The 19,578-nt window shown below is 68.3% G+C and carries 11 protein-coding genes; 5 read left to right on the top strand and 6 right to left on the bottom strand.

Features of this window, described 5'->3' with window-relative positions; all coding sequences use genetic code 11:
* Positions 1-231: 231 nt before the first annotated feature.
* The 5 genes from GNX95_RS32560 to GNX95_RS32540 are packed head-to-tail and all read left to right on the top strand — an operon-like array spanning position 232 to position 12,960.
* Positions 232-6,387, top strand: a complete 6,156-nt coding sequence (locus tag GNX95_RS32560) for a type I polyketide synthase (protein ID WP_222854089.1) — start codon at positions 232-234, stop codon at positions 6,385-6,387.
* Between the two features lie 8 nt (positions 6,388-6,395).
* The gene (locus tag GNX95_RS32555; RefSeq protein ID WP_163511489.1) at positions 6,396-10,721 is read left to right on the top strand and encodes a type I polyketide synthase; all 4,326 of its coding nucleotides are present in this window, start codon (positions 6,396-6,398) and stop codon (positions 10,719-10,721) included.
* Positions 10,718-11,017, top strand: a complete 300-nt coding sequence (locus GNX95_RS32550) for an acyl carrier protein (RefSeq protein ID WP_163511488.1) — start codon at positions 10,718-10,720, stop codon at positions 11,015-11,017. Before GNX95_RS32555 ends, GNX95_RS32550 begins: the two co-directional genes overlap by 4 nt.
* Positions 11,018-11,815 carry an alpha/beta fold hydrolase gene (locus GNX95_RS32545; RefSeq protein ID WP_163511487.1) on the top strand — a complete coding sequence of 266 codons (798 nt, stop codon included), beginning with the start codon at positions 11,018-11,020 and terminating at the stop codon, positions 11,813-11,815.
* Entirely contained in the window at positions 11,785-12,960 is a 1,176-nt protein-coding gene (locus GNX95_RS32540; RefSeq protein WP_222854088.1) for a glycosyltransferase, read from the top strand. The genes GNX95_RS32545 and GNX95_RS32540 overlap by 31 nt, the downstream gene beginning before the upstream one ends.
* On the opposite strand, the gene GNX95_RS32535 is transcribed toward GNX95_RS32540, so the two are convergent.
* The 6 genes from GNX95_RS32535 to rfbA form a co-directional block, all read right to left on the bottom strand.
* Positions 12,944-14,665 (bottom strand): AfsR/SARP family transcriptional regulator, encoded by a 1,722-nt coding sequence (locus GNX95_RS32535; protein ID WP_163511486.1) that lies wholly within the window; start codon positions 14,663-14,665, stop codon positions 12,944-12,946. The two genes, GNX95_RS32540 and GNX95_RS32535, sit on opposite strands and share 17 nt — an antisense overlap.
* Positions 14,666-14,771: 106 nt before the next feature.
* Positions 14,772-15,572 (bottom strand): ABC transporter permease, encoded by an 801-nt coding sequence (locus GNX95_RS32530; RefSeq protein ID WP_163511485.1) that lies wholly within the window; start codon positions 15,570-15,572, stop codon positions 14,772-14,774.
* Complete coding sequence (locus GNX95_RS32525) at positions 15,572-16,495, bottom strand: lipase family alpha/beta hydrolase (protein ID WP_163511484.1); 924 nt, start codon at positions 16,493-16,495, stop codon at positions 15,572-15,574. Before GNX95_RS32525 ends, GNX95_RS32530 begins: the two co-directional genes overlap by 1 nt.
* A 144-nt stretch (positions 16,496-16,639) precedes the next feature.
* Positions 16,640-18,058, bottom strand: coding sequence for a serine/threonine-protein kinase (locus GNX95_RS32520; protein ID WP_163511483.1), 1,419 nt, complete (start codon positions 18,056-18,058; stop codon positions 16,640-16,642).
* 9 nt (positions 18,059-18,067) lie between these two features.
* Positions 18,068-18,673, bottom strand: a complete 606-nt coding sequence (locus GNX95_RS32515) for a dTDP-4-dehydrorhamnose 3,5-epimerase family protein (protein WP_163511482.1) — start codon at positions 18,671-18,673, stop codon at positions 18,068-18,070.
* Positions 18,670-19,545 carry a glucose-1-phosphate thymidylyltransferase RfbA gene (gene rfbA, locus GNX95_RS32510; protein ID WP_163511481.1) on the bottom strand — a complete coding sequence of 292 codons (876 nt, stop codon included), beginning with the start codon at positions 19,543-19,545 and terminating at the stop codon, positions 18,670-18,672. Before rfbA ends, GNX95_RS32515 begins: the two co-directional genes overlap by 4 nt.
* Positions 19,546-19,578 lie beyond the last annotated feature (33 nt).

Here is a 19,578-nt window from a genome sequence, read left to right as displayed (position 1 = left end):
AAATCGTGGCACCGCGGAGAATGCCCGGTGATGTCAACACGGCCTTGTGGCATCCTCAATTATCGCTCAATTCCGGGCCGCCCCTTGCATTCACCGCGTTGTTGGGCTTCCCTGGAAAAGCGCCGCGACCGGCCGCCATTTCCCCGCTTTCCGTCGAAGGCAGGACGCATGTCCGTTGACCGTAGAACCGCAGGGTCGCTGATCCGCCTGTGTCCGTGCGGCGGATCGGACGTGTCGCGCGCGATCGGGGTGGCGGCACAAGGTGGCCTGCCGGCGCTCGACCTGGACGGCTCCGTCTCGGCCGCACGAGAGAGCATGGCACGTCTGGGCAAGGTGCTGCCCGGCTCGTACGGTGTTCGCATTGCGGCCGACTCTCCACTGCGACCTGACCACGTGCTGGCCGGTGAATGCGCGATCGTCATCCTGCCGGCCGGTTCGTCCTGGCGGATTTCCGCGCTGCCGGTGCGTGTCCTGGTCGAAGTGACCACATTGGACGAGGCACGGCAGGCCGTGGCCGGCGGCGCCTACGGTGTGATCGCCCGCGGCGGCGAACGCGACGGCCTGTCGAGTTTCGTGCTGCTGCAACAACTGTTGTCGCAGATGGACGTTCCGGTGTGGTCGGGAGGCTGCGCCGGGCCACACACGGCGGTCGGCGCGATCGCTGTCGGTGCGGCCGGTGTCGTGCTGGATCCGGAGGTCTCGATACGCGACGTCCGCCGGCGGTTGCGACGCGAGACTTTCGTTGCGACGGCTGGAGACCCGTTGTGCCGGTCACTTGGTGTGGATCTGCCGGTCGCGCAGGGGCCGATGACGCGGGTCAGCGATCAGCCGGCGTTTGCTCGCGCTGTCGCGGAAAACGACGCGATGCCGTTCATCGCTTTGGCGCTGGCGACGGCAGAGCAGTCCGCGGATCTGTTGCGCAGGACGGCCGAGGAGCTCGGCGATCTGCCGTGGGGTGTCGGCGTGCTCGGGTTCGTGCCGCCGGAGCTGCGCGCCGAGCAGTTGGCGGTTGTGCGCGCCGCGCGGCCGCGTGCGGCACTGATCGCCGGCGGACGGCCCGGAATGGCGAAGACGTTGGAGGCCGACGGCATTCCGACATACGTCCACGTGCCGTCACCGGTGTTGCTGGACCAGTTTCTGGCCGCCGGCGTGCGGCGATTTGTGTTCGAAGGCGCCGAATGTGGTGGACACGTCGGACCGCGATCCAGCTTGGCCCTGTGGGAGACGCAGATATCGGTGCTGGAGCGGTTCGTCGCCGAGCACGGCACCGGCGACGGACTGGAAGTCTTTTTCGCCGGTGGCGTTCACGATGCGCGGTCGTCGGCGATGGTGTCCGCGATGGCGGCACCATTGGCGGCGGACGGTGTCGGCGTCGGTGTGCTGATGGGGACGGCTTATCTGTTCACCGCGGAGGCCGTGACCGCCGGTGCGATCGGCGAGGTCTTCCAGCAGCGTATGGTCGCGGCGACACAGACCGCCCTGATCGAGACCGCGCCAGGTCACGCCACCCGCTGCGTGCCGAGTCCGTACGTCGGGGAGTTTGCCAGCGTACGCGCGGAATGGCAGCGGCAGGGAGTGCCCGAGCGCGAGCTGTGGCAGCGGCTGGAGCGGCTGACCGCCGGCCGGCTTCGGATCGCCAGCAAGGGAATCCGGCGTCATGGCAGGGAGCTGGAGCCGGTGTCCGCGGACGTGCAGCTGGAGTCCGGCATGTTCATGGCCGGACAGGTGGCCGTTCTTCGGGACGGCGTCACGACGATCGCCGAGCTGCACCGTGAGGTCACGGCCGGCGCCGCCGACCTGTTGAGTTGTGACCGGCCGGCCAGCGAGCCGCAGTGCCGGCCGCTGGACATCGCCATCGTCGGAATGGCGTGTGTCTTTCCCGGAGCGCCGGATCTGGAGACGTATTGGAGCAACATCCTCGGCGGCGTCGACGCGGTCACCGAGGTGCCCGCAGATCGTTGGGATCACGCCCTTTATCACGGGGACGAGGCCGACCGTACGCCGTCCAAATGGGGCGGCTTCCTGCCGCCGATCGCCTTCGACCCGCTGGCATATGGCATTCCGCCGGCGTCGCTGGGCAGCATCGACCCGGCGCAGCTGCTTTCGCTGGAGGTGGCGCACCGCGCGTTGGTCGACGCCGGATATGCCGGCGGTGGCTTCGATCGCGAGCGCGCCGGGGTGATTTTCGGTGCGGAGGCAGGCGGTGACCTCGCGAACGCCGGCACCGTACGCGCGTTGCTGCCGAGCCTGCTCGGCGATCTGCCGGCCGAGCTGGCCAGCCAGCTGCCACCATTGACCGAGGACTTTTTCCCAGGGACGTTGGCAAACGTCATCTCCGGCCGGATCGCGAACCGGCTCGACCTCGGCGGTGCGAACTTCACCGTCGATGCCGCATGCGCGTCTTCGTTGGCCGCGCTCGACGCTGCTTGCGGCGAGCTGGTGTCCGGGTCTGCCGACCTGATGTTGTGTGGCGCGGTCGATCTGCACAACGGCATCAACGACTATCTTCTTTTCGCCTCAGCCGGCGCGTTGTCGGCCACCGGCCAATGCCGGCCGTTCGACGCGAAGGCCGACGGCATCGCCCTGGCCGAGGGCGTCGCCTGCCTCGTCCTCAAGCGGTTGTCCGACGCGCGCCGCGACGGCGACCGGATTTACGCGGTGGTCAAAGGAATCGGCAAAGGCAGCGACGGCAGGTCGCTCGGCCTGACCGCGCCGCGGCCGGAAGGACAGCGGCGTGCGTTGCGACGCGCGTACGAGCAGGCCGGTGTTTCGCCGTCTGAGATCGGAATGCTGGAAGCGCACGGCACCGGCACGGTCGTCGGCGATCGTACCGAACTGTCGACGCTCTCCGGCTTCTTCACCGGTCTGGAGCCAGGAAGTTGTGCCCTCGGCTCGGTGAAAAGCCAGATCGGACACGCCAAATGTGCCGCCGGTCTGGCCGGAGTTGTCAAGGCGGCACTGGCCGTACGCGACGGCACGCTTCCGCCGACGGCTCAGCTGACCGAGCCCAATCCGGCCTGGGAAGCGGTGACGAGTCCGTTTGGCTTCACCACCACGCCACTTCCCTGGCCAGCCGCGCAACGGTCGGCCGGAGTCAGTGCTTTTGGCTTCGGTGGCACGAACTTCCACGCGGTCCTGTCCGACGCGGGACCGGCGGGTGGCTTCGGTCCGGCGCGATGGCCGGCCGAGCTGTTCCTGATCGGCGGTCTGGACGCGGTCCGGAAACTGTTGCCGCTGGCCGAAAGTGGCGACTGGCGGCTGCGCGACCTGGCCGCGACGGCGGCCGGCTGGGTGACGGGTCGACCGCGGCTGGCGTTCGTCTGCGCCGACCACGACGAGCTGATCGCGAAGCTGAAAACCGCGGACGTCCTCGCGCCAGAGGCAGATCCGGGGAAAGTCGCCTTTCTGTTTCCCGGCCAAGGCAGCCAGCGCACCGGCATGGCCGCCGAGCTTTTCGTGACGTTTCCTGGACTGCGCTCGCTGCTGGAACTCGGTCGAGAGTGGACGCCGGAGCTGTTTCCGTTCCATCCGTTCGGTCCGGATGCGGCGACGGTTCAGGCGGATGCGTTGCGCGACACCAGAAAAGCGCAGCCGGCGCTCGGGATCGTCGATCTCGCCTACTGCCAGCTGCTGGAGTCGTGCGGCGTACGACCGGATTTCGCCGCTGGACACAGCTATGGCGAGTTGGTGGCTCTGGCCTGCGCCGGCTCCTACGACTCGGCGACGTTGTTGAAGCTGAGTGCCGCGCGTGCGGAGGCGATCGCCGGTGCTTTGGGAGAAGACTCAGGCGCGATGGCGGCCGTACGTGCGGAGCCTACGCGCGTCACCGAAGTGCTGTCGGCGATCGGCGTAGCCGAGGACGTCGTGGTGGCCAACCACAATTCTCCTCAGCAGCTGGTCATCTCCGGGCCGACCGCGCTGGTCGACCAGGCCGTCGGCGCGCTCCGCGAGCGGTCCGTGGCGGCCAAGCGGCTGCCGGTCGCGGCGGCGTTCCACAGTCCGTTGCTCGCCGGTGCCGGATCGACGTTCCAGCGCTCGGTGGAGAAAGTGGACATCCGGCCGCCGGAGATCCCGGTGTGGTCCAACCGTACGGCCGAGCCGTACACCGGCGATCCGGCCGCCGAGCTGGTCGCGCAGATCGGCGCGCCGGTCCGGTTTGTCGAGCAGATCGAGGGAATGTACGCCGCCGGCGCTCGTACGTTTGTCGAGGCCGGACCCGGCCGGGTGCTGACCGGGCTGGTCGGGGAGATCCTGGCCGGCCGGCCGCACCGGATGATTTCCTGCGGTGGCCGCGAAACCGGCGTACGTGACCTGCTGGAAGCGGTCGGCGAGCTGGCCGTGGCCGGCGTCCGGATCGACGCGGGTTGGCTCTTCCAAGATCGGGGCTGCGCCGACGCGACCGGTCGTCCGGCCAAGCGGCCGGCCTGGACGGTCGACGGTCGGCTGGTGCGTACGGCCGACGGGGCGGTGCCTGGCGGCTTGTCGCCGGCCGACGAGATGACGAGGTCAGCGATGCGAAGTGTGCCCGACCAGAGCCAGCGCGATGCGGTCGTGGCCGATTTCCTGCGGACCAGCCGCGAGCTGATCGATGCGCAGAAACAGGTCATGCTCGGCTATCTCGGCCAACCAGCGGCGCAGGTCGCACTGCCCGCACCTGTCGTCATCGAAGAGCCCGAACCTGTCCAGAGCGATCAGCCGCCGCCGCGGCAACAGGAGCAGGACACGCTGGCGGCGGTGGTCGAGGTGATCAGCGAGCGCACCGGTTATCCCGCCGCGATGATCGAGCCGGGCCTGGATCTGGAGGCCGACCTGTCGGTGGATTCCATCAAGCGCACCGAAATCGCCGGCATGCTGCTGGACCGGCTCGGTCGCCGTGAGCAGGCCGGTGACGACGGCCTGGAGGAGCTGAGCCGTTGTCGTACGGCCGGCGCGATCCGCGATCGACTGGACCAGGGCGACACAGGGCAGCCGCTGGGATCCGCACCGAGTCGTTATGTCCTGCGCGCGGCCGAAATCTCGTCGCCGCTGGCAGAAACCGAGCTGTCCGGCGTACGCATCGGAATCGTGCACACCTCGGAGCAGACCGCCTTGTACGACGCCCTATCGGCCGACTTCGCCGGCCGAGGAGCGGCCATCGACGACGGCACACAGGCGGACGCGTTGGTCTGCCTGACGCCGTTGGCCGCGACCGACGAATCGGTCGTGCCGAGCGTGTTTTCCGTGCTGCGTAAGGCCGTTCGGCAAGGCACGCAGTGGGTCGTCGTCGTCGCACCGGCTGAGCCGGATGCCGCGACCGGCGGTCTGCGCGGCCTGTTCCGGGCCGTACGCCAGGAAAATCCGGATTTCGCCGCGACACTGGTCGAGATCGAAGACGAGACCGCACTCGCCGATCGTGTGGTTGCCGAAGCCGCCAGCACGGACGCGGTCGTCAGCTATGCCCGCAACAGCCGGCAGGTCTGGAAAGTGCAGGCTGAGGATCTGCCGCCGATCGCGTACGGCGGCGCCGGTCCCGGCGGTGCCGAGGCCAGCGTGCTCGGACTTGACCGCGAAGCCGTGATCCTGCTGGTCGGTGGAGCACGTGGCATCACCGCCTCGGTCGCGACCTCGTTGGCCACCGCCGGCCAATGCCGGTTGGCTTTGGCCGGACGTACGGCCTGGCCGGCCGAGCCGGAAAGCGAGCAGACCAGGGACGCTCCGGACGCGGTGTCACTGCGCCGGATTCTGCTGGCCGGTCAGGCGCTGCCGGTCGCGGAGGTCGAAGCGCGGATTCGTACGATTCTTGCTCAGCGCGAAATCCGGCGTACGATCGCCGACGCCGAAGCCGCCGGAAGCCGCGTCGACTATCACTGCGTGGACGTGCGTGACCGTGAGGCAGTTGGCCAACTCGTCAAGGATGTCCACACAAAACACGGCCGGCTGGACGGAATCGTCTACGCCGCTGGCGTGATCGACGACCGGTTGATGACGGACAAGGACGACGAGTCGTTCCACACGGTTTTCGGCACGAAGGTCGACGGCGCCAACGCGGTGCTCGACGCCGTGGCCGAGCTTGATCTGCGGCCGTCGTTCGTAGCGCTTTTCGGCAGCATCTCGGCGGTTCTCGGCAATCGCGGCCAGACGGACTACGCGGCCGCCAACGACGCGCTGGAGGCGATCGGCGCGCGATGGTCGCAGCGATACGGAATCGGCGTGCTGACCGTCCACTGGGGACCGTGGGCTCCGGCGCCGGAGCACGGCGGCATGGTGTCCGAGACACTGGCGCGGGACTATCGGCGGCGGGGGATCGCGATGATCGATCCGGCTGAAGGAGTGGCCGCGTTGCTTCGCGAGTTGGCGTACGGACCGGCCGAGGCGCGATCCGTGATCTATTCGGCTTCGCTGTGGTAGCCACGAATGTGACCGAGCCGGTCGCGATCGTCGGCATGTCGGTGCTCTTTCCTGGCGCCGCCGATCTGCAGGCATACTGGCGAAACCTGCGCGACGGCGTGGACGCGATCGCCGAGGTTCCGGACGGCCGTTGGGATCCGGACTTCTACCAGCCGGACGCGGCACAGCTGGCGCCGGACCGCACGTATTGCCGGCGAGGCGGTTTTCTTCCCGACACCACCGCCGTGGACCTCGCCTCGTACGGAATCATGCCGGACTCGGCCGGTGGGACCGAGCCGGACCAGCTGATCGCGTTGCGGGTCGCGGATGCCGCGATCGCCGACACCGGCGGCCGGGAGCGGCTTGGCGACCCGAACCGGATCGGGGTGATTCTCGGCCGTGGCGGCTATCTTTCGCCCGGGCTGGCGCGATTCGAGCAGCGCGTACGCGCCGTCCGGCAGATCACCAGGACGCTCGCGGAGCTGTTGCCGTCGCTGGATCGGGACCGGCTGGAGGAGGTCAGGCAGGCACTTTTGCGGCCACTGGGGCCGATGCGACCGGAGTCGACGATCGGCCTGGTCCCCAACCTGACCGCGTCACGGATCGCGAATCGTCTCGATCTGCGCGGACCGGCGTACACAGTGGACGCTGCCTGCGCGTCGTCGCTGGTCGCACTTGACCAAGCGGTGGCGGCATTGTCCGGCCGGCGCTGCGATGCCGTGCTTGCCGGTGGCGTGCACCACTGTCATGACGAGACGTTGTGGAGCGTTTTCACGCAACTCGGGGCATTGTCGCGGTCAGGACGGATCAGGCCACTGTCCAGCGACGCCGACGGTTTGCTGATCGGCGAGGGAACCGGTGTCGTCGTCCTGAAAAGACTGGCCGACGCGCGGCGTGACGGCGACCGGGTCTATGCGGTCGTACGCGGCGTGGCCGTGTCAAGCGACGGCCGGACCGGCAGCCTGGTGAGTCCGGACCCCACCGGCCAGATGCTGGCGGTGCGGCGTGCCTGGCAGCAGGCCGGGCTGGATCCGGCGGCGCCGGACGCGCTGGGTTTGCTGGAAGCACACGGAACCGCGACGCGCGCCGGCGACGAGGCCGAGCTTTCCACCGTGGCCAGGGTTTTCGGCCGGCCGGCTGGCGCGGACGCGGTGATCGGCTCGGTGAAGTCGATGATCGGCCACACCATGCCGGCGGCCGGCGTGGCCGGACTGGTGAAAGCCGCGCTCGCGCTGCACAACTCCACGCTGCTGCCGACTTTGCATTGTGAGAACCCACATCCCGGCATGGCCGACACCCGGTTCGTGCCGATCGGTGCGGCCAGCGACTGGCCGCCGCCGGGGTCCGGCGAGCCCCGGCGTGCGGCCGTCAACGCCTTCGGCTTCGGCGGCATCAACGCACATGTGGTGCTGGAGGAGGACCGCGACGCGGACATTCCTCGTATCGGCACCAGAAAACGAATGTCGGTCAGCGAACCGGAGCAGCTGCTGCGGCTCGTCGCGCCGCGGATCGAGGACCTGCGCGACATGCTGGCGGCCGAGCCGGGACTGCCGCCGGTGCTCAACGACGCGCGCGGCTGTCGCCTCGCCGTCGTCGATCCGACCGAGCAACGCCGGGCGCTGGCGCGCAAAGTGCTGGAGCGCGGGCAGAGATGGGCCGGCCGCAACGACATCTGGTTCGCACCGGAGCCACTGCTGGCCGCCGACGGCCGGACCGCGGTGATCTTTCCCGGCCTGGAAGGACAGTTCGAGCCGCGATGCGCGGACGTGGCCGTCCACTTTGGACTCAAAGCGCCGCGGATCGAGACCGGTGACGTGGCCAGAGACGCCGCGAGCGTGCTGGAAGTCGGTCGGTTTCTTTTTCGGGTGCTGGAAAACATGGGCGTACGAGCCGACGCGCTCGCCGGCCACAGTGTCGGGGAGTGGACCGCGATGGCGGCCGCCGGCATGTACGACGCGGCCGCCGCGGAGGTCGGCCCGGAGCGGCTGTGGCCGGACGGCGTACGGCTTCCTGGCCTGGACTTCGCGGCTCTCGGTTGTGCCGCGGACCGCGCCGCCGAGCTGATACGCGGCGAAAAGGATCTCGTCGTCTCGCACGACAACGCACCGCGTCAGACCATCGTCTGTGGCGCGCCGGAGGCCATCGCGCGACTGGTGGGACGCTGCCGCGACGAGCGGATTTTCGCGCGGCCGTTGCCGTTCCGCTCGGGATTTCACACTCCGATGGTCGCGCCGTTCCTCGATCCGTTCGTCCGGCTGGCCGGCGCGCTGCCGTTCGCGGCCGCGGCCGTCCCGGTCTGGTCGGCGACCACCTGCGAGCCCTACCCGGCCGAGACCGACCGGATCCGTGAGCTCTATCTGCGTCATCTCGTCGAACCGGTGCGCTTTCGCGAGCTTGTTCTTCGGCTGTTCGCCGATGGCATACGTGCGTTTGTCGTCGCCGGTCCAGGACAGCTCGGCTCGTTCGTGGAAGACACTCTCGCCGACCAGGATCACCTGGTCATCGCTGCGAATTCCAGCCTGCGCAGCGGCATGGCGCAGCTGACTCGCGTCGCGGCCGCGTTGTGGGCCGACGGTGGCTCGCCATCTTTCGATGTGCTGCTGAGAAAGCGGCCGAAGCACGAGGTGCCGGTCGCGTTGGCCGTGCCGCCGCTGGCCGTCGATCCGGACGCGTACGGAATGCTCGACCGCGTCGTCGAGCCGACCCGCGTGAACGGTCTGGACGCCACGGTGGCGGCCGAGTTCGTCAGCCTCATGGCCGAAACCAGGGCGGCCACCGCGGCCGTGACGACCGCCGCGTCGCTGCGGATAGTGTCCGACACCAGGTGCGTGCAGGTGCCGGTTTCGGTCGACGCCATGCCATATCTGCTCGACCACCGGTTCTTCCGGCAGCGGCCGGACTGGCCGGACCTGGCCGACAGCCGGCCGGTGGTGCCGGCGACGACGGTGGTCGACCTGGCGATGAGCGAGGTGGCCAGGGCGTGGCCCGGCAGTGTGCCGGTTGCCGTACGCGACGCGGAGTTTCGCAGCTGGCTGGTCGCGTTTCCGCCGCATCAGGTCGACATCCGGATGGAGCGTGGCGCAGATCTGGTGCGGGTCGACATCGGCTCGTACGCCTCGATGACCGTACGGGTCGCGACGAGCTATCCACCGGCACCTGCCCCGAGACTGCGGATGCCGCGGGAAAACTCGCCGGTGCCGATCAGTGCGGAGGAGGTCTACGAGGAACGCGAGATGTTCCACGGCCCGCGGTTTCGCGGCATCGCCGGGCTGACCGCGGTCAGCGACCATCATCTGAGCGGCACGATCCGGATGTTGCCGGCTCGTGGTGCGTTGCTGGACAACGTCGGCCAGCTTCTCGGGATCTGGCTGCGCAGCACGCAGACCGATCGGCTGATCGCGTTTCCGCGCAGGATCGCGGCGATCGACTTCTTCGGCCAGGAGCCACCGAACGGTGCGGTGCTCGACTGCGTGTTACGTGCCGACGCGGCGGATCCCGGCCGGATGGACATGGATGCCGAGCTGTGCCTGGACGGCCGGCTCCACGCGCGGGTCACCGGCTGGCATGACGTACGCCTCGACGGCGGCGCGCGTTGCCGGCAGGTCTACCGGTTTCCGGAGAACAGTACGCTTTCCGAGCCGCAGCCAGGCGGCTGGGAGCTGGTGGCCGACGAGTGGCCGAGCCTGTCGGCGCGCGATTTCTACGCCGGCGTCTATCTGAACGCCGCCGAGCGGCATCAGTGCGCGCAGCGGCCGCGGCGATCGCAGCGGCACTGGCTGCTCGGCCGGATGGCCGCGAAAGACGCCGTACGACGGTGGCTCTGGCAACACGGCAGCGCGGCGGTTTTCCCTGCCGAGGTGGAGATCCGCAACGACCGGACCGGCCGGCCGTACGCGGTCGGCAGCCACGGCCGCGACCTGCCTCCGCTCGATCTTTCGTTGGCGCACAGCGGCACTGTCGGCGCGGCGATGGTCCGGCCGGCGTCTGCCGTTGTGGCGCCGGGAATCGACGTGCAGAAGGTGGTGGAGCCCGGACCTGGCACGCTGGACGTGGCGCTCGGCATCGCCGAGCGTGCCCTGCTGACTCGCCTGGCTGGCAGGGAAAACGGCGAGCACGCGGGTTGGTTCACCAGGTTCTGGGCCGCCAAGGAGGCGGTCGGCAAGGCGTTGGGGACCGGACTTTCCGGCCGGCCACGTGACTTCCTGGTCGCCGAGGCGACCGGCGACCGGCTGCTGGTGGGAGTGGCTGGCGACGAGTTCGCGGTGGGATGCACGGTTTTCCGGCGCTCGGACGGAGTGTCGCCGGCGGCCGACTACGTCGCCGCGTGGACGATCGACGACAAGGACGGGACATGATGAACGAGGTTGTGCAGCAATCGCCGACATTCCAGCGCGTGGCGGAGCTGCTCGCCGAACTCGTCGGTGGTGCCGACCTGCTCGTCGTGCCGATCACCGCGGACACCACCTTTCACGAGGACCTGCAGCTGGAAAGCGTCGACCTGGTCACCTTCGCCGGCATCCTGGACGAGGAGTTCGGCGGCCGGGTCAACCTGCCGGCCTACCTGTCCGAGCTCGACCTGTCCGAGGTCATCGACCTGCGCGTCGGCGACATCGTCGACTACGTCAGCAGCCGCGTGGACGGGGATCGATAGGTGCCGAAGGTCATCGCCAACGGCCTGGAGACGAACTTCCAGGCCATTCCCGGAGAACCCGGCGGTGAGCTGGTCGTTTTCCTGCACGGCCTGGGGACCGACAGCCTGGCGAGCTTTCACCTGACGCTGGCCTCGCCGGTGTCCGCGGCCGGCATCGGCGTGCTCAGCTATGACCTGCGCGGCCACGGCCGCACGACCCGGCCGCCGACCGGCTATCGGTTGTCGGATTTCGTCGCGGACCTCGACGAGCTGCTCGACCAGTTACGGATCGAGCAGCCGGTCCACCTGGTCGGCAACAGTTTCGGTGGCACGCTTGCCTATTCGTACGCTCACACCCATCCCGAGCGCGTACGCAGCATCGTCTCCATCGAGTCGGAGCCGCCGACGCGGATGTGGGCCGGCCGGATGCGCGAGGTGCTGACCAACACCGCCGGTTTCCTGGCATTGGAAGACTCCTACGAGTGGCTCGAGGCGACTTTTGGCGCACACCATCGCAGGCTGGCGAGAATGGCGGCCGAGCGGATCGGCTCCACCAGCATGGTCACCGAGATCCCGACCGGACCACTCATGACGGTGGAGCAGGTGCGCTCGATCGGGTGTCCGGTGCTGTCGATCCTCGGCCACGACGGCTATCAGGCCGAGGATCTGCAAGCTGTCACCTCGATGTTGCCGCGTGGCGAGCTGGTCGTCATTCCCGACCAGGGTCATTCCGTGCTGGTGGAACGGCATCGGATGGTACGTGACCTTTTGGTGGGCTGGGTGAGAAAATGCGCACGACGGGGCGTCGCGCGGCGATGAGCCGCCACCTTTTCGTCGTGCCACCGCTGATCGGCCACATCGGACCAGCGGTCGGTGTGGCGGCGGCGTTGCGCGAGCGCGGCGACGAGGTGGCCTGGGTGGGATCGGCGGAGCTGATCCGGCGGGTCGCCGGTCCGGTCGGTTGCTATCCGGTGACCGGACCGCTGACCCGAAACGGCGCCGCGAACCGGCCGACCGGCCTGCGTGGCTTTGCCGCATTGCGGTTTCTGTGGGAAAACTTCCTGGTGCCGCTGGCCGACGAGATGGCAGAAACGGTCCAGGACGCGGTCGCTGACTTTCGTCCGGACGTGATTTTCGCCGACCAGCAGGCACTTGCCGGTGCGTTGGTGGCGACGCGCGCCGGCATTCCGTGGGTGACCTCGGCGACGACCACGTCGGAGCTGACAGATTCGCTCGCAGCGATGCCGAAAGTCGCCGCCTGGATTGGTGAGTTGCAGGCCGGTCTGAAGCGGCGGCACGGCGTCGACGGTGGTGGCGATCTGCGGTTTTCGCCGGAGCTCGTGGTGGTTTTCAGTTCCGTCGAGTTTTCCGGCATGTCCGAGGAAGGACCGCTGCGGTTCGTCGGTCCCGTCGTGGATGGCCGGATGCCGTCGATCGATCCGCGTTGGAGCACGTACGACATCACGCGACCGCTGGTCGTGGTGACGCTTGGCACGGCCAGCGCCGAGATCGCCGACCGCTTCCTGGGCGAAGCCGTACGCGCGATGGTCGCGCTGGGCGACGAGGTCCAGCCGATAGTCGTGCGGCCTGGCGGTGGCAGTGCCGATGGTGTCGACGTCGTAGAGTCGGCGCCTTTGTTACAGCTGTTGGAAAAGGCGTCGGTCGTGGTGTGTCATGCCGGACACAACACCGTCTGCGAAAGCCTGAGTTACGGCGTGCCGCTGGTCGTCGCGCCGATCCGTGACGACCAGCCGATCATCGCCCGACAGGTGGTCGACGCCGGCGCCGGAATCCGGCTCAGATTCGGCAGAAGCACGGCCAACGACGTCATGGCGGCCGTGCGCGAGGTGCTCGGCGTCGAGAAATATCGCCTGAACGCCGACCGGATCCGGCAGTCGTTCGCGAAGGCCGGCGGCGCGGAGCGAGCAGCGGCCGAGATCGCGACTCTCACGCGGGCTCGCTGACCGCCGACACGAGCGGTGCCACGAAGCGGGAGGCGGCGGACTGGTCGTCCAGCGCGCGCACTGTCTGGCGATAAAGCGGATCGAGGCGATAGCTGTCGTAGTCGCCGGTCGCGTCGACCGGGTCGGCGAGCCGGATCTCGACCAGCTTTTCCAGCAGTGCCTCGGCCCCGTTGGCGGTCGTGCCGAGCAGCCGGCTGGTCCACCGTACGGACAGCACGTCACCGCCGTCGGCCACGATCCGGTGCAGCGCTGCCTTTTCCAGCGGGGTGAGCAGAAGGAGCGAGCGGCGTACGGTCGCGACCGGAAGCGCGGCGCTGGACAGCCGGTCGGCCAGCCGCGCCAGTGTCCAATGTGGACGCCGAGCGGCCAGCGAGGCCACCAGCCGGAGCGCGACCGGCAGGCCGTGGCAGCCGGCCGCCAGCCGAGTGGCCGCGGCCGGCTCGGCGGCCAGCCGGTGCGTGCCGATCCACCAGCCGAGCAGCCGCACCATGTCGGCCGATGTCAGTCGCGGCAGCTCGACCACCGCCGACGCGCCGTCGGCGCACTGGCGCGCGTGTCCGGCGACCAGCGCCGTGCTGCCGGATCCCGGACGCAGCAGCGAAACCGCGTCCGGATCGGCGGCATTGTCCAACAGTACGAGCAGGTTTCGGTCGGTGGTCGCCTGTCGGAACGTACGCACACGCTCGGCGCGACCCGCCTGCGCCGATTTTCCAAGTGCGGAAAGGAAACTCTCCAGCGCGGCATCGGCGCTGGTGGTCGCCAGGTCGGCGTAGAGCTGACCGCCGGGAAACTCGCCGCGCAGGCGATCCGCGACGTGGGCGCAGAAAGTCGAGTTTCCCGATCCGGGTGAGCCGATCACGCAGACCACACCAGGGCGCGGCGACATCGTCAGCAGCGTCCGCACTTCTCCGGCCGGACGCTCGAAACCCACCAGCCTGGCCGGAGCGAGCGGCAGTTGTGCCGGTGTGGCAACGGAAACACCGCCGACGTCGGGAAAGGCGGCACGTACGGCCGGACCTGGCTCCACCGCCTGCCGCACGCGAAGCCGGTCGTAGAGATCGGCCGCCTCGGCGGATCTGCCGAGCGCGCCAAAAGCCACCATCAGGCTGGCGTAAAGGCCGTCGTGCCGGGGATCCTCCGCGCAGATCCGGTCGGCCTCCTTCAGAACCGCGGCCGGACGGCCGAGCCGCAGCTGAAGATCCAGGTAACGTGCCAAAACCGCGACGCGTTCGCGATCCAGCGCCGCGGCCTGGGCGGACAGCACCGGCCCAAGATGTACGTCCGACAGGACCGGACCACGACACAACTCCAACGCGTCCAGCAGGATTTTTCCCGCCTGGTCGGGTCGATCGGCGCGCAGCTGGCGATCGGCGACGGCGGCCAGCTCGCGAAACCGGCTGACGTCCACACATTCCGGCCTGGCCAGCCGAAGCCGATAGCCGACTTTTGGCGTGTGCTCGATGGTGGCCTCACCGCCGGAGACAATCCGCCGCAGCTGCGACACGTACGTCTGCAGGGTCCGCGTCGTTTTCTCGCACGGGTCGCGGTCCCACAGCTCCCTGCTGATCGTCTCCAGTCGCACGACGGTGCCAGCGCGGACCGCCAGCAGGGCCGTCAGCTGCCGCAGTTTCGGTTGGCTGGGGGTGACGTCGGTGGCCTGCCGGAAGACGCACAGCGCACCCATCGCGCCGATTCGTACCGACATGGCCTCACCCTACCGCCGGACTCGCGAGATTGACCGCGGCCGGTGAGAAATGCCATTCCGGTCATCCGGATGACTCATTTCCATGACAATTCGTCGCGCCGGATTGCTATTTGCCACGACGGAACTGCCGAGCGGCGACGACACCACCGACACCGGCGGTCAACGCGACAATTCCGAGCGTCACGGCCACCGAACCAGCCACGTTTTCACCGGACGTCAGACCACGACAGCCGTCGATCGCGTACGTGAGTGGATTGCCGCGCGCCACCACCTGCACCCAGCCGGGCATGGTCGCGACCGGGACATACGCGCTTGAGGTGAACATCAGCGGAAATCCGACCAGGAATGCCGCCGCCTGCAACGCCTCCGGCCGGCGCAGCCAGCTGGCGATGGCGATGAACACCCAGCCGAGCCCCCAGCCCACCGCGAGGCTCAGCAACACGGCCAAAGAAACGCCGACCGCGCCAGCGCGCGGTCGATATCCAAGCAGGGGCACCGCCGCCAGCGCCGTGACGGTCAGCTGCAGCGCCAGCCGCGCCGAATCGGACAGCGTACGCGCGAGCAAAACCGAAAACAGGCTCATCGGCATCGCACGAAACCGGCCGACGATTCCGCGATACATCTCGGCCAGCAGGCCAGCGCCGGATCCCATCGCGGTGGCCGCCGCGATGTTCACCAGCGTCGCCGGCAACAGATAGTTGGCATAGCCGTGGTATCCGGCTATCCCCGGCAGGGCGGCGATTCCGCTGAAGACCTGGCTGAACAGCACCAGCAACACGATCGGTTGCAGCAGGCCGAAAAAGAGCAGGCGACGATCGGCGAACGACGTGCGCAACGACCGTGTGGTCAGGACCCAGACCTGCGAGACGAAGCTGCCGCCGGTCCAGGTCCTGGCGGTGACCACCATCAGGCCACCGGCGGGTTCACCGTGCACGGCGGGGCTGGCGCGCTGGCGTCCAGGGCCTTTTCGACGATGCCGATGGCGCGCGGCGAATACACCATCGACAGATGGTCGGAGGCGTCGATTGCGCAGCCGTCCTGGAGCGTGATGTTGCGGACGGTCGCAGCTGGCCCCGCGGTGAGGAAAGTCGACTCGTACGGCGTGGTCACCTCGTCGTACTTCGTCGCGATCACCACGTACGTGACACCGGGAACGGTGTCGCCGCCGGCGTTCAGGGTGTTGAGGAATGCCGAGCCGACGACCTGCTGCTCGGCGGCCACGCCGAGCAGTGGCCAGCCGTACTGGACGATGCCGAGTTGCCGGGTCAACGTGCCGAGTCCGTCGAGCGTCGTGCCGTGATGCGTGGCGCCGAGCGTCACCAGCGTGTGGACGCGATCGGCGCCACCGTTGAACTTCAGGTATTGCCGCGGCATCAGGCCACCCTGCGAGTGGCCGACGATGTCCACTTTGGACGCTCCGGTGCCGGCCAGTACGCGATCGACGAACGTGCTCAACTCGCCGGCCGACCGCCGGATGTCGCCGGTGCCGCGCAACGCCGGATTGAGACCGAGCAGGTTGAGACTCGCGCCGTAGTTCAACGCGTAGACGCAATAGCCGGCTTTCTTGAGCTCCGGCGAGATCTTGGCGAAGTCATCGTATTTGTTCAGCCAGGTCCCGTGCACGAGCACCACCGGTCGCGGATGCGCGGCCGACGGCCGGCACGACCAGTCGTTGGCGCCGGGCGGATCGGCGAGCGGATTCGCCTGCGAGTAAAGATATGCCGTCGGAAAGTCGGGTGCCGACGGCGACGCCGAGGCCGGAGCCGCGCCGGAGCCGACCAGTGCGGCGGCGAGCAGGCCCGCCAGAATCAGCCGGAGTCCCTTGGTCATCGTTGATCCTCACCTCGGCGAAAATGGCGACAGGATCATAGAACGAGTCGGCGAGGAAGGGGATTCTGTGCGCATTTTGGCGCGATGCTTTGTCATGCCGATGACAAGTTCCGCGCCGGCACGCGCCGGCGGCTGACAAACTCGTCAGCCGGCGCGGAATGTCTGGCAGATCCGTTCGAACAGCGGCCGGATCACGGCGAAGTCCGCCTCCGGTGCGGACACGGCCAGCTGATAGCTCGTGCCGCCGACGACGGTGCCGCGATAGAGCGTGTGCCGGCGTTGGTTGCCCTTGTCCAGGTAGGTCCATTCCCAGTCGGCCGCGGCCCGGCCGTGCAATGTCGAGTTGCGGATGCCCAGCAGTTGGTATCCGACCGTACGCTGAGCGCTCGTCCCGTACAGCTGACGGTTGTTGCCGGCGTCCCACACGTCCTGCTGCGTCACGTCGCCGACGGTGTGGTCGACGTAGAGCTGAAGCCAGATTTTCCGGTCCGGACGGTAGAAGCGCAACGGTGGACCGGTCTGTTTGGTCCAGTCCGACGGCACCGAGACGGTGAACCCGTCCGGATGGTGAAAGGCGGTCAGCGCGAGCTGTTGCGAAGGCGCGGCGCGACCGCCCCCGAGAAGCGGCGGAACGACCGCGACTCCGACGGCCAGCACGACAGCCACCACCGCCGCGGCCGCGATCCACCAGACGGGCCGCTTTTTCCGTACGGGCAAGGGCACGTTCTGTGTCGTGACCGACGAGATCGCGCTGCGGTCGACCAGCTTGCGGAGAAAATCGCGGGCTCGCGTGGAGTCCCATCGTTTGGCCGGGTCTTTTTCCAGCAGTCCGGCGAAAAGCTCGGACAGCTCACCGGCGCGGCGAAGCGGGCCCGGCGGGTCCTTCATGATCGCGGCGACCGTCGTCAGCGGGGTGTCGCGCACGTACGGCGGCTGGCCTTCCACGGCCGCGAAAAGCGTCGCGCCCAACGAGTAGAGATCGCTTGCCGGTCCGATTCTCCCTTCGTTGGTCACGCGTTCGGGCGGCAGGTAGGGCGGTGAACCGACCAGCATGCCGGGGACGGTGAGCGACGGATCCTCGGTGGCCTTGGCTATGCCGAAGTCGGTGAGCGTCGGCGCGCCGGCCTGCTCGACGATGATGTTGGCCGGTTTGAGATCGCGGTGCAGCACGCCGGCGCGATGGACGACGTCCAAAGCGTCCAGCAGCGGAAGGAAAATCCGGGCGGCCGCGTCGACGGTCAGCGGTCCGTCGGTGTCGATGATCTCGTCGAGCGAACGGCCTTCCAGCAGTTCCATGACGATCCACGGCCGTCCGTCGTAGGTCAGTACGTCGTGGACCTGCACGAGGGCGGAATGGCGCAGCCGCGCGGCGATCCTGGCTTCGCGGACCATTCGCTCGCACATGTCGGCCTGCCGCGCGGCCGGGATGGAGGCGGCCAGCAACACTTCCTTGACCGCGACCGCCCGGCCCAGCACCTGGTCGTCGGCACGCCAGACCCGTCCCATGCCGCCGCGGCCGATTTCCGCGCGCAGGACGTAACGATCGGCGATGATCTTCTCCACCAGGACATCCTACCGGCGGCCGTCCAGGTCGCGGAGGTCGATCGTTGGCGGCGGCAGGAAGTCCGGCAGGACACCGGCCGCGGCCGCCTCGGACAGCGACTGCGCCGCGGCGTCTCGCTCGGACAGGATCGGATGTGGTGTCGGCCAGCCGATCGCCAACTTCGGGTCGAGCGGGTTGATCGTGTGCTCCTGACGTGGAGCGTAGGTCTGGGAGCACAGATACATCACGGTCGCGTTTTCGGTCAGCGCACAGAAAGCGTGGCCGAGGCCCTCGGAAAGGTAGACGGCGCAACGATCCTCGTCGTCCAGCCGTACGGTCGACCACTGACCGAAGGTCGGCGACCCGACGCGTACGTCCACCACGACATCCATGACGGCACCGGCGAAACACGACACGTATTTCGCCTGTCCCGGTGGGGTGTCGGCGAAATGTACGCCGCGGACGACATCTTTCGCCGACACCGAGATGTTGGCCTGTGCCAGCTCGAACGGATGGCCGAGCGCGTCGGAGAGAAGGTCGAAGCGATACCACTCGAAAAAGCTGCCGCGGCTGTCGGTGTGCCGCTCCGGAATGACGTGATAGGCACCGGGGATGTCCAGCTCGATGATCTTCACGGGACCACCGCCGAGGCGTCGGTGAGCAGATCTTCGAGATATTGGCCGTATCCGTTGTGCCGCAAGGGCCGAGCGAGGGCGCGCAACTGGTCGTTGTCGATGAGCCCGGCACGCCAGACGGCCTCCTCCAGGCAGCCGACCTTTCGGCCCTGGCGCTCGGAAATCACCCGCACGTACTCGGACGCCTGGACCATCGCCTCGAAGGTGCCGGTGTCCAGCCAGGCGGTGCCGCGGTCCAGCACCGTCACGCGCAGCTGGCCGCGCCGCCGGTAGATCTCGTTGACCGCGGTGATTTCCAGTTCACCGCGCGCGCTCGGCGTCAGGCCGCGTGCGATGTCGACCACGTGGTGATCGTAGAAATACAGGCCGGGCACGACATGCCGCGATCTGGGCATCACCGGTTTTTCCTCGATCGACACGACATTGCCGTCGCGGTCGAACTCGACGACACCGTAGTCTCGCGGATTGGCCACCGGATAGGCGAAAATCCGGCCGCCGGTCAGCTCGCCGGAGAGGTCCAGCTGCGTGCCGAGGCCGTGGAAGATGTTGTCGCCGAGGATCAACGCCACCGGCTGGTCGCCGACGAAATCCGCGCCGAGCAGGAATGCCTGCGCGATCCCCTCCGGCCGTGGCTGCTCCGCGTACGACAGTCGCAGGCCGAACTGGCCGCCGTCGCCGAGCAACCGGACGAACAACGGCCGGTCCTGCGGTGTGGTGATGATCAGGATTTCCTCGACGCCGGCCTCGACCAGCACCGAAAGCGGATAATAGATCATCGGTTTGTCGAACACCGGCAACAGCTGTTTGGAGACGGCGCGGGTGACCGGCCACAGCCGGCTGCCGGTCCCACCGGCCAGGACGATTCCGCGCACGTCAGCGACGATAGTTCCCGCACCGGACGCTTC

It is taken from the genome of Fodinicola acaciae (assembly GCF_010993745.1).
GTDB classification, from domain to species: domain Bacteria; phylum Actinomycetota; class Actinomycetes; order Mycobacteriales; family HKI-0501; genus Fodinicola; species Fodinicola acaciae.
Note: the sequence above shows the minus strand (reverse complement) of the source record. Positions and strands in the feature narration are given on the sequence as shown.

Excerpts from the sequence above, each read along its gene's own strand:
- GNX95_RS32550 (WP_163511488.1), top strand. The coding sequence starts at position 10,718 with ATGATGAACGAGGTTGTGCAGCAATCGCCGACATTCCAGCGCGTGGCG.
- GNX95_RS32540 (WP_222854088.1), top strand. The coding sequence starts at position 11,785 with ATGCGCACGACGGGGCGTCGCGCGGCGATGAGCCGCCACCTTTTCGTC.
- GNX95_RS32535 (WP_163511486.1), bottom strand. The coding sequence starts at position 14,665 with ATGTCGGTACGAATCGGCGCGATGGGTGCGCTGTGCGTCTTCCGGCAG.
- GNX95_RS32530 (WP_163511485.1), bottom strand. The coding sequence starts at position 15,572 with ATGGTGGTCACCGCCAGGACCTGGACCGGCGGCAGCTTCGTCTCGCAG.
- GNX95_RS32525 (WP_163511484.1), bottom strand. The coding sequence starts at position 16,495 with ATGACCAAGGGACTCCGGCTGATTCTGGCGGGCCTGCTCGCCGCCGCA.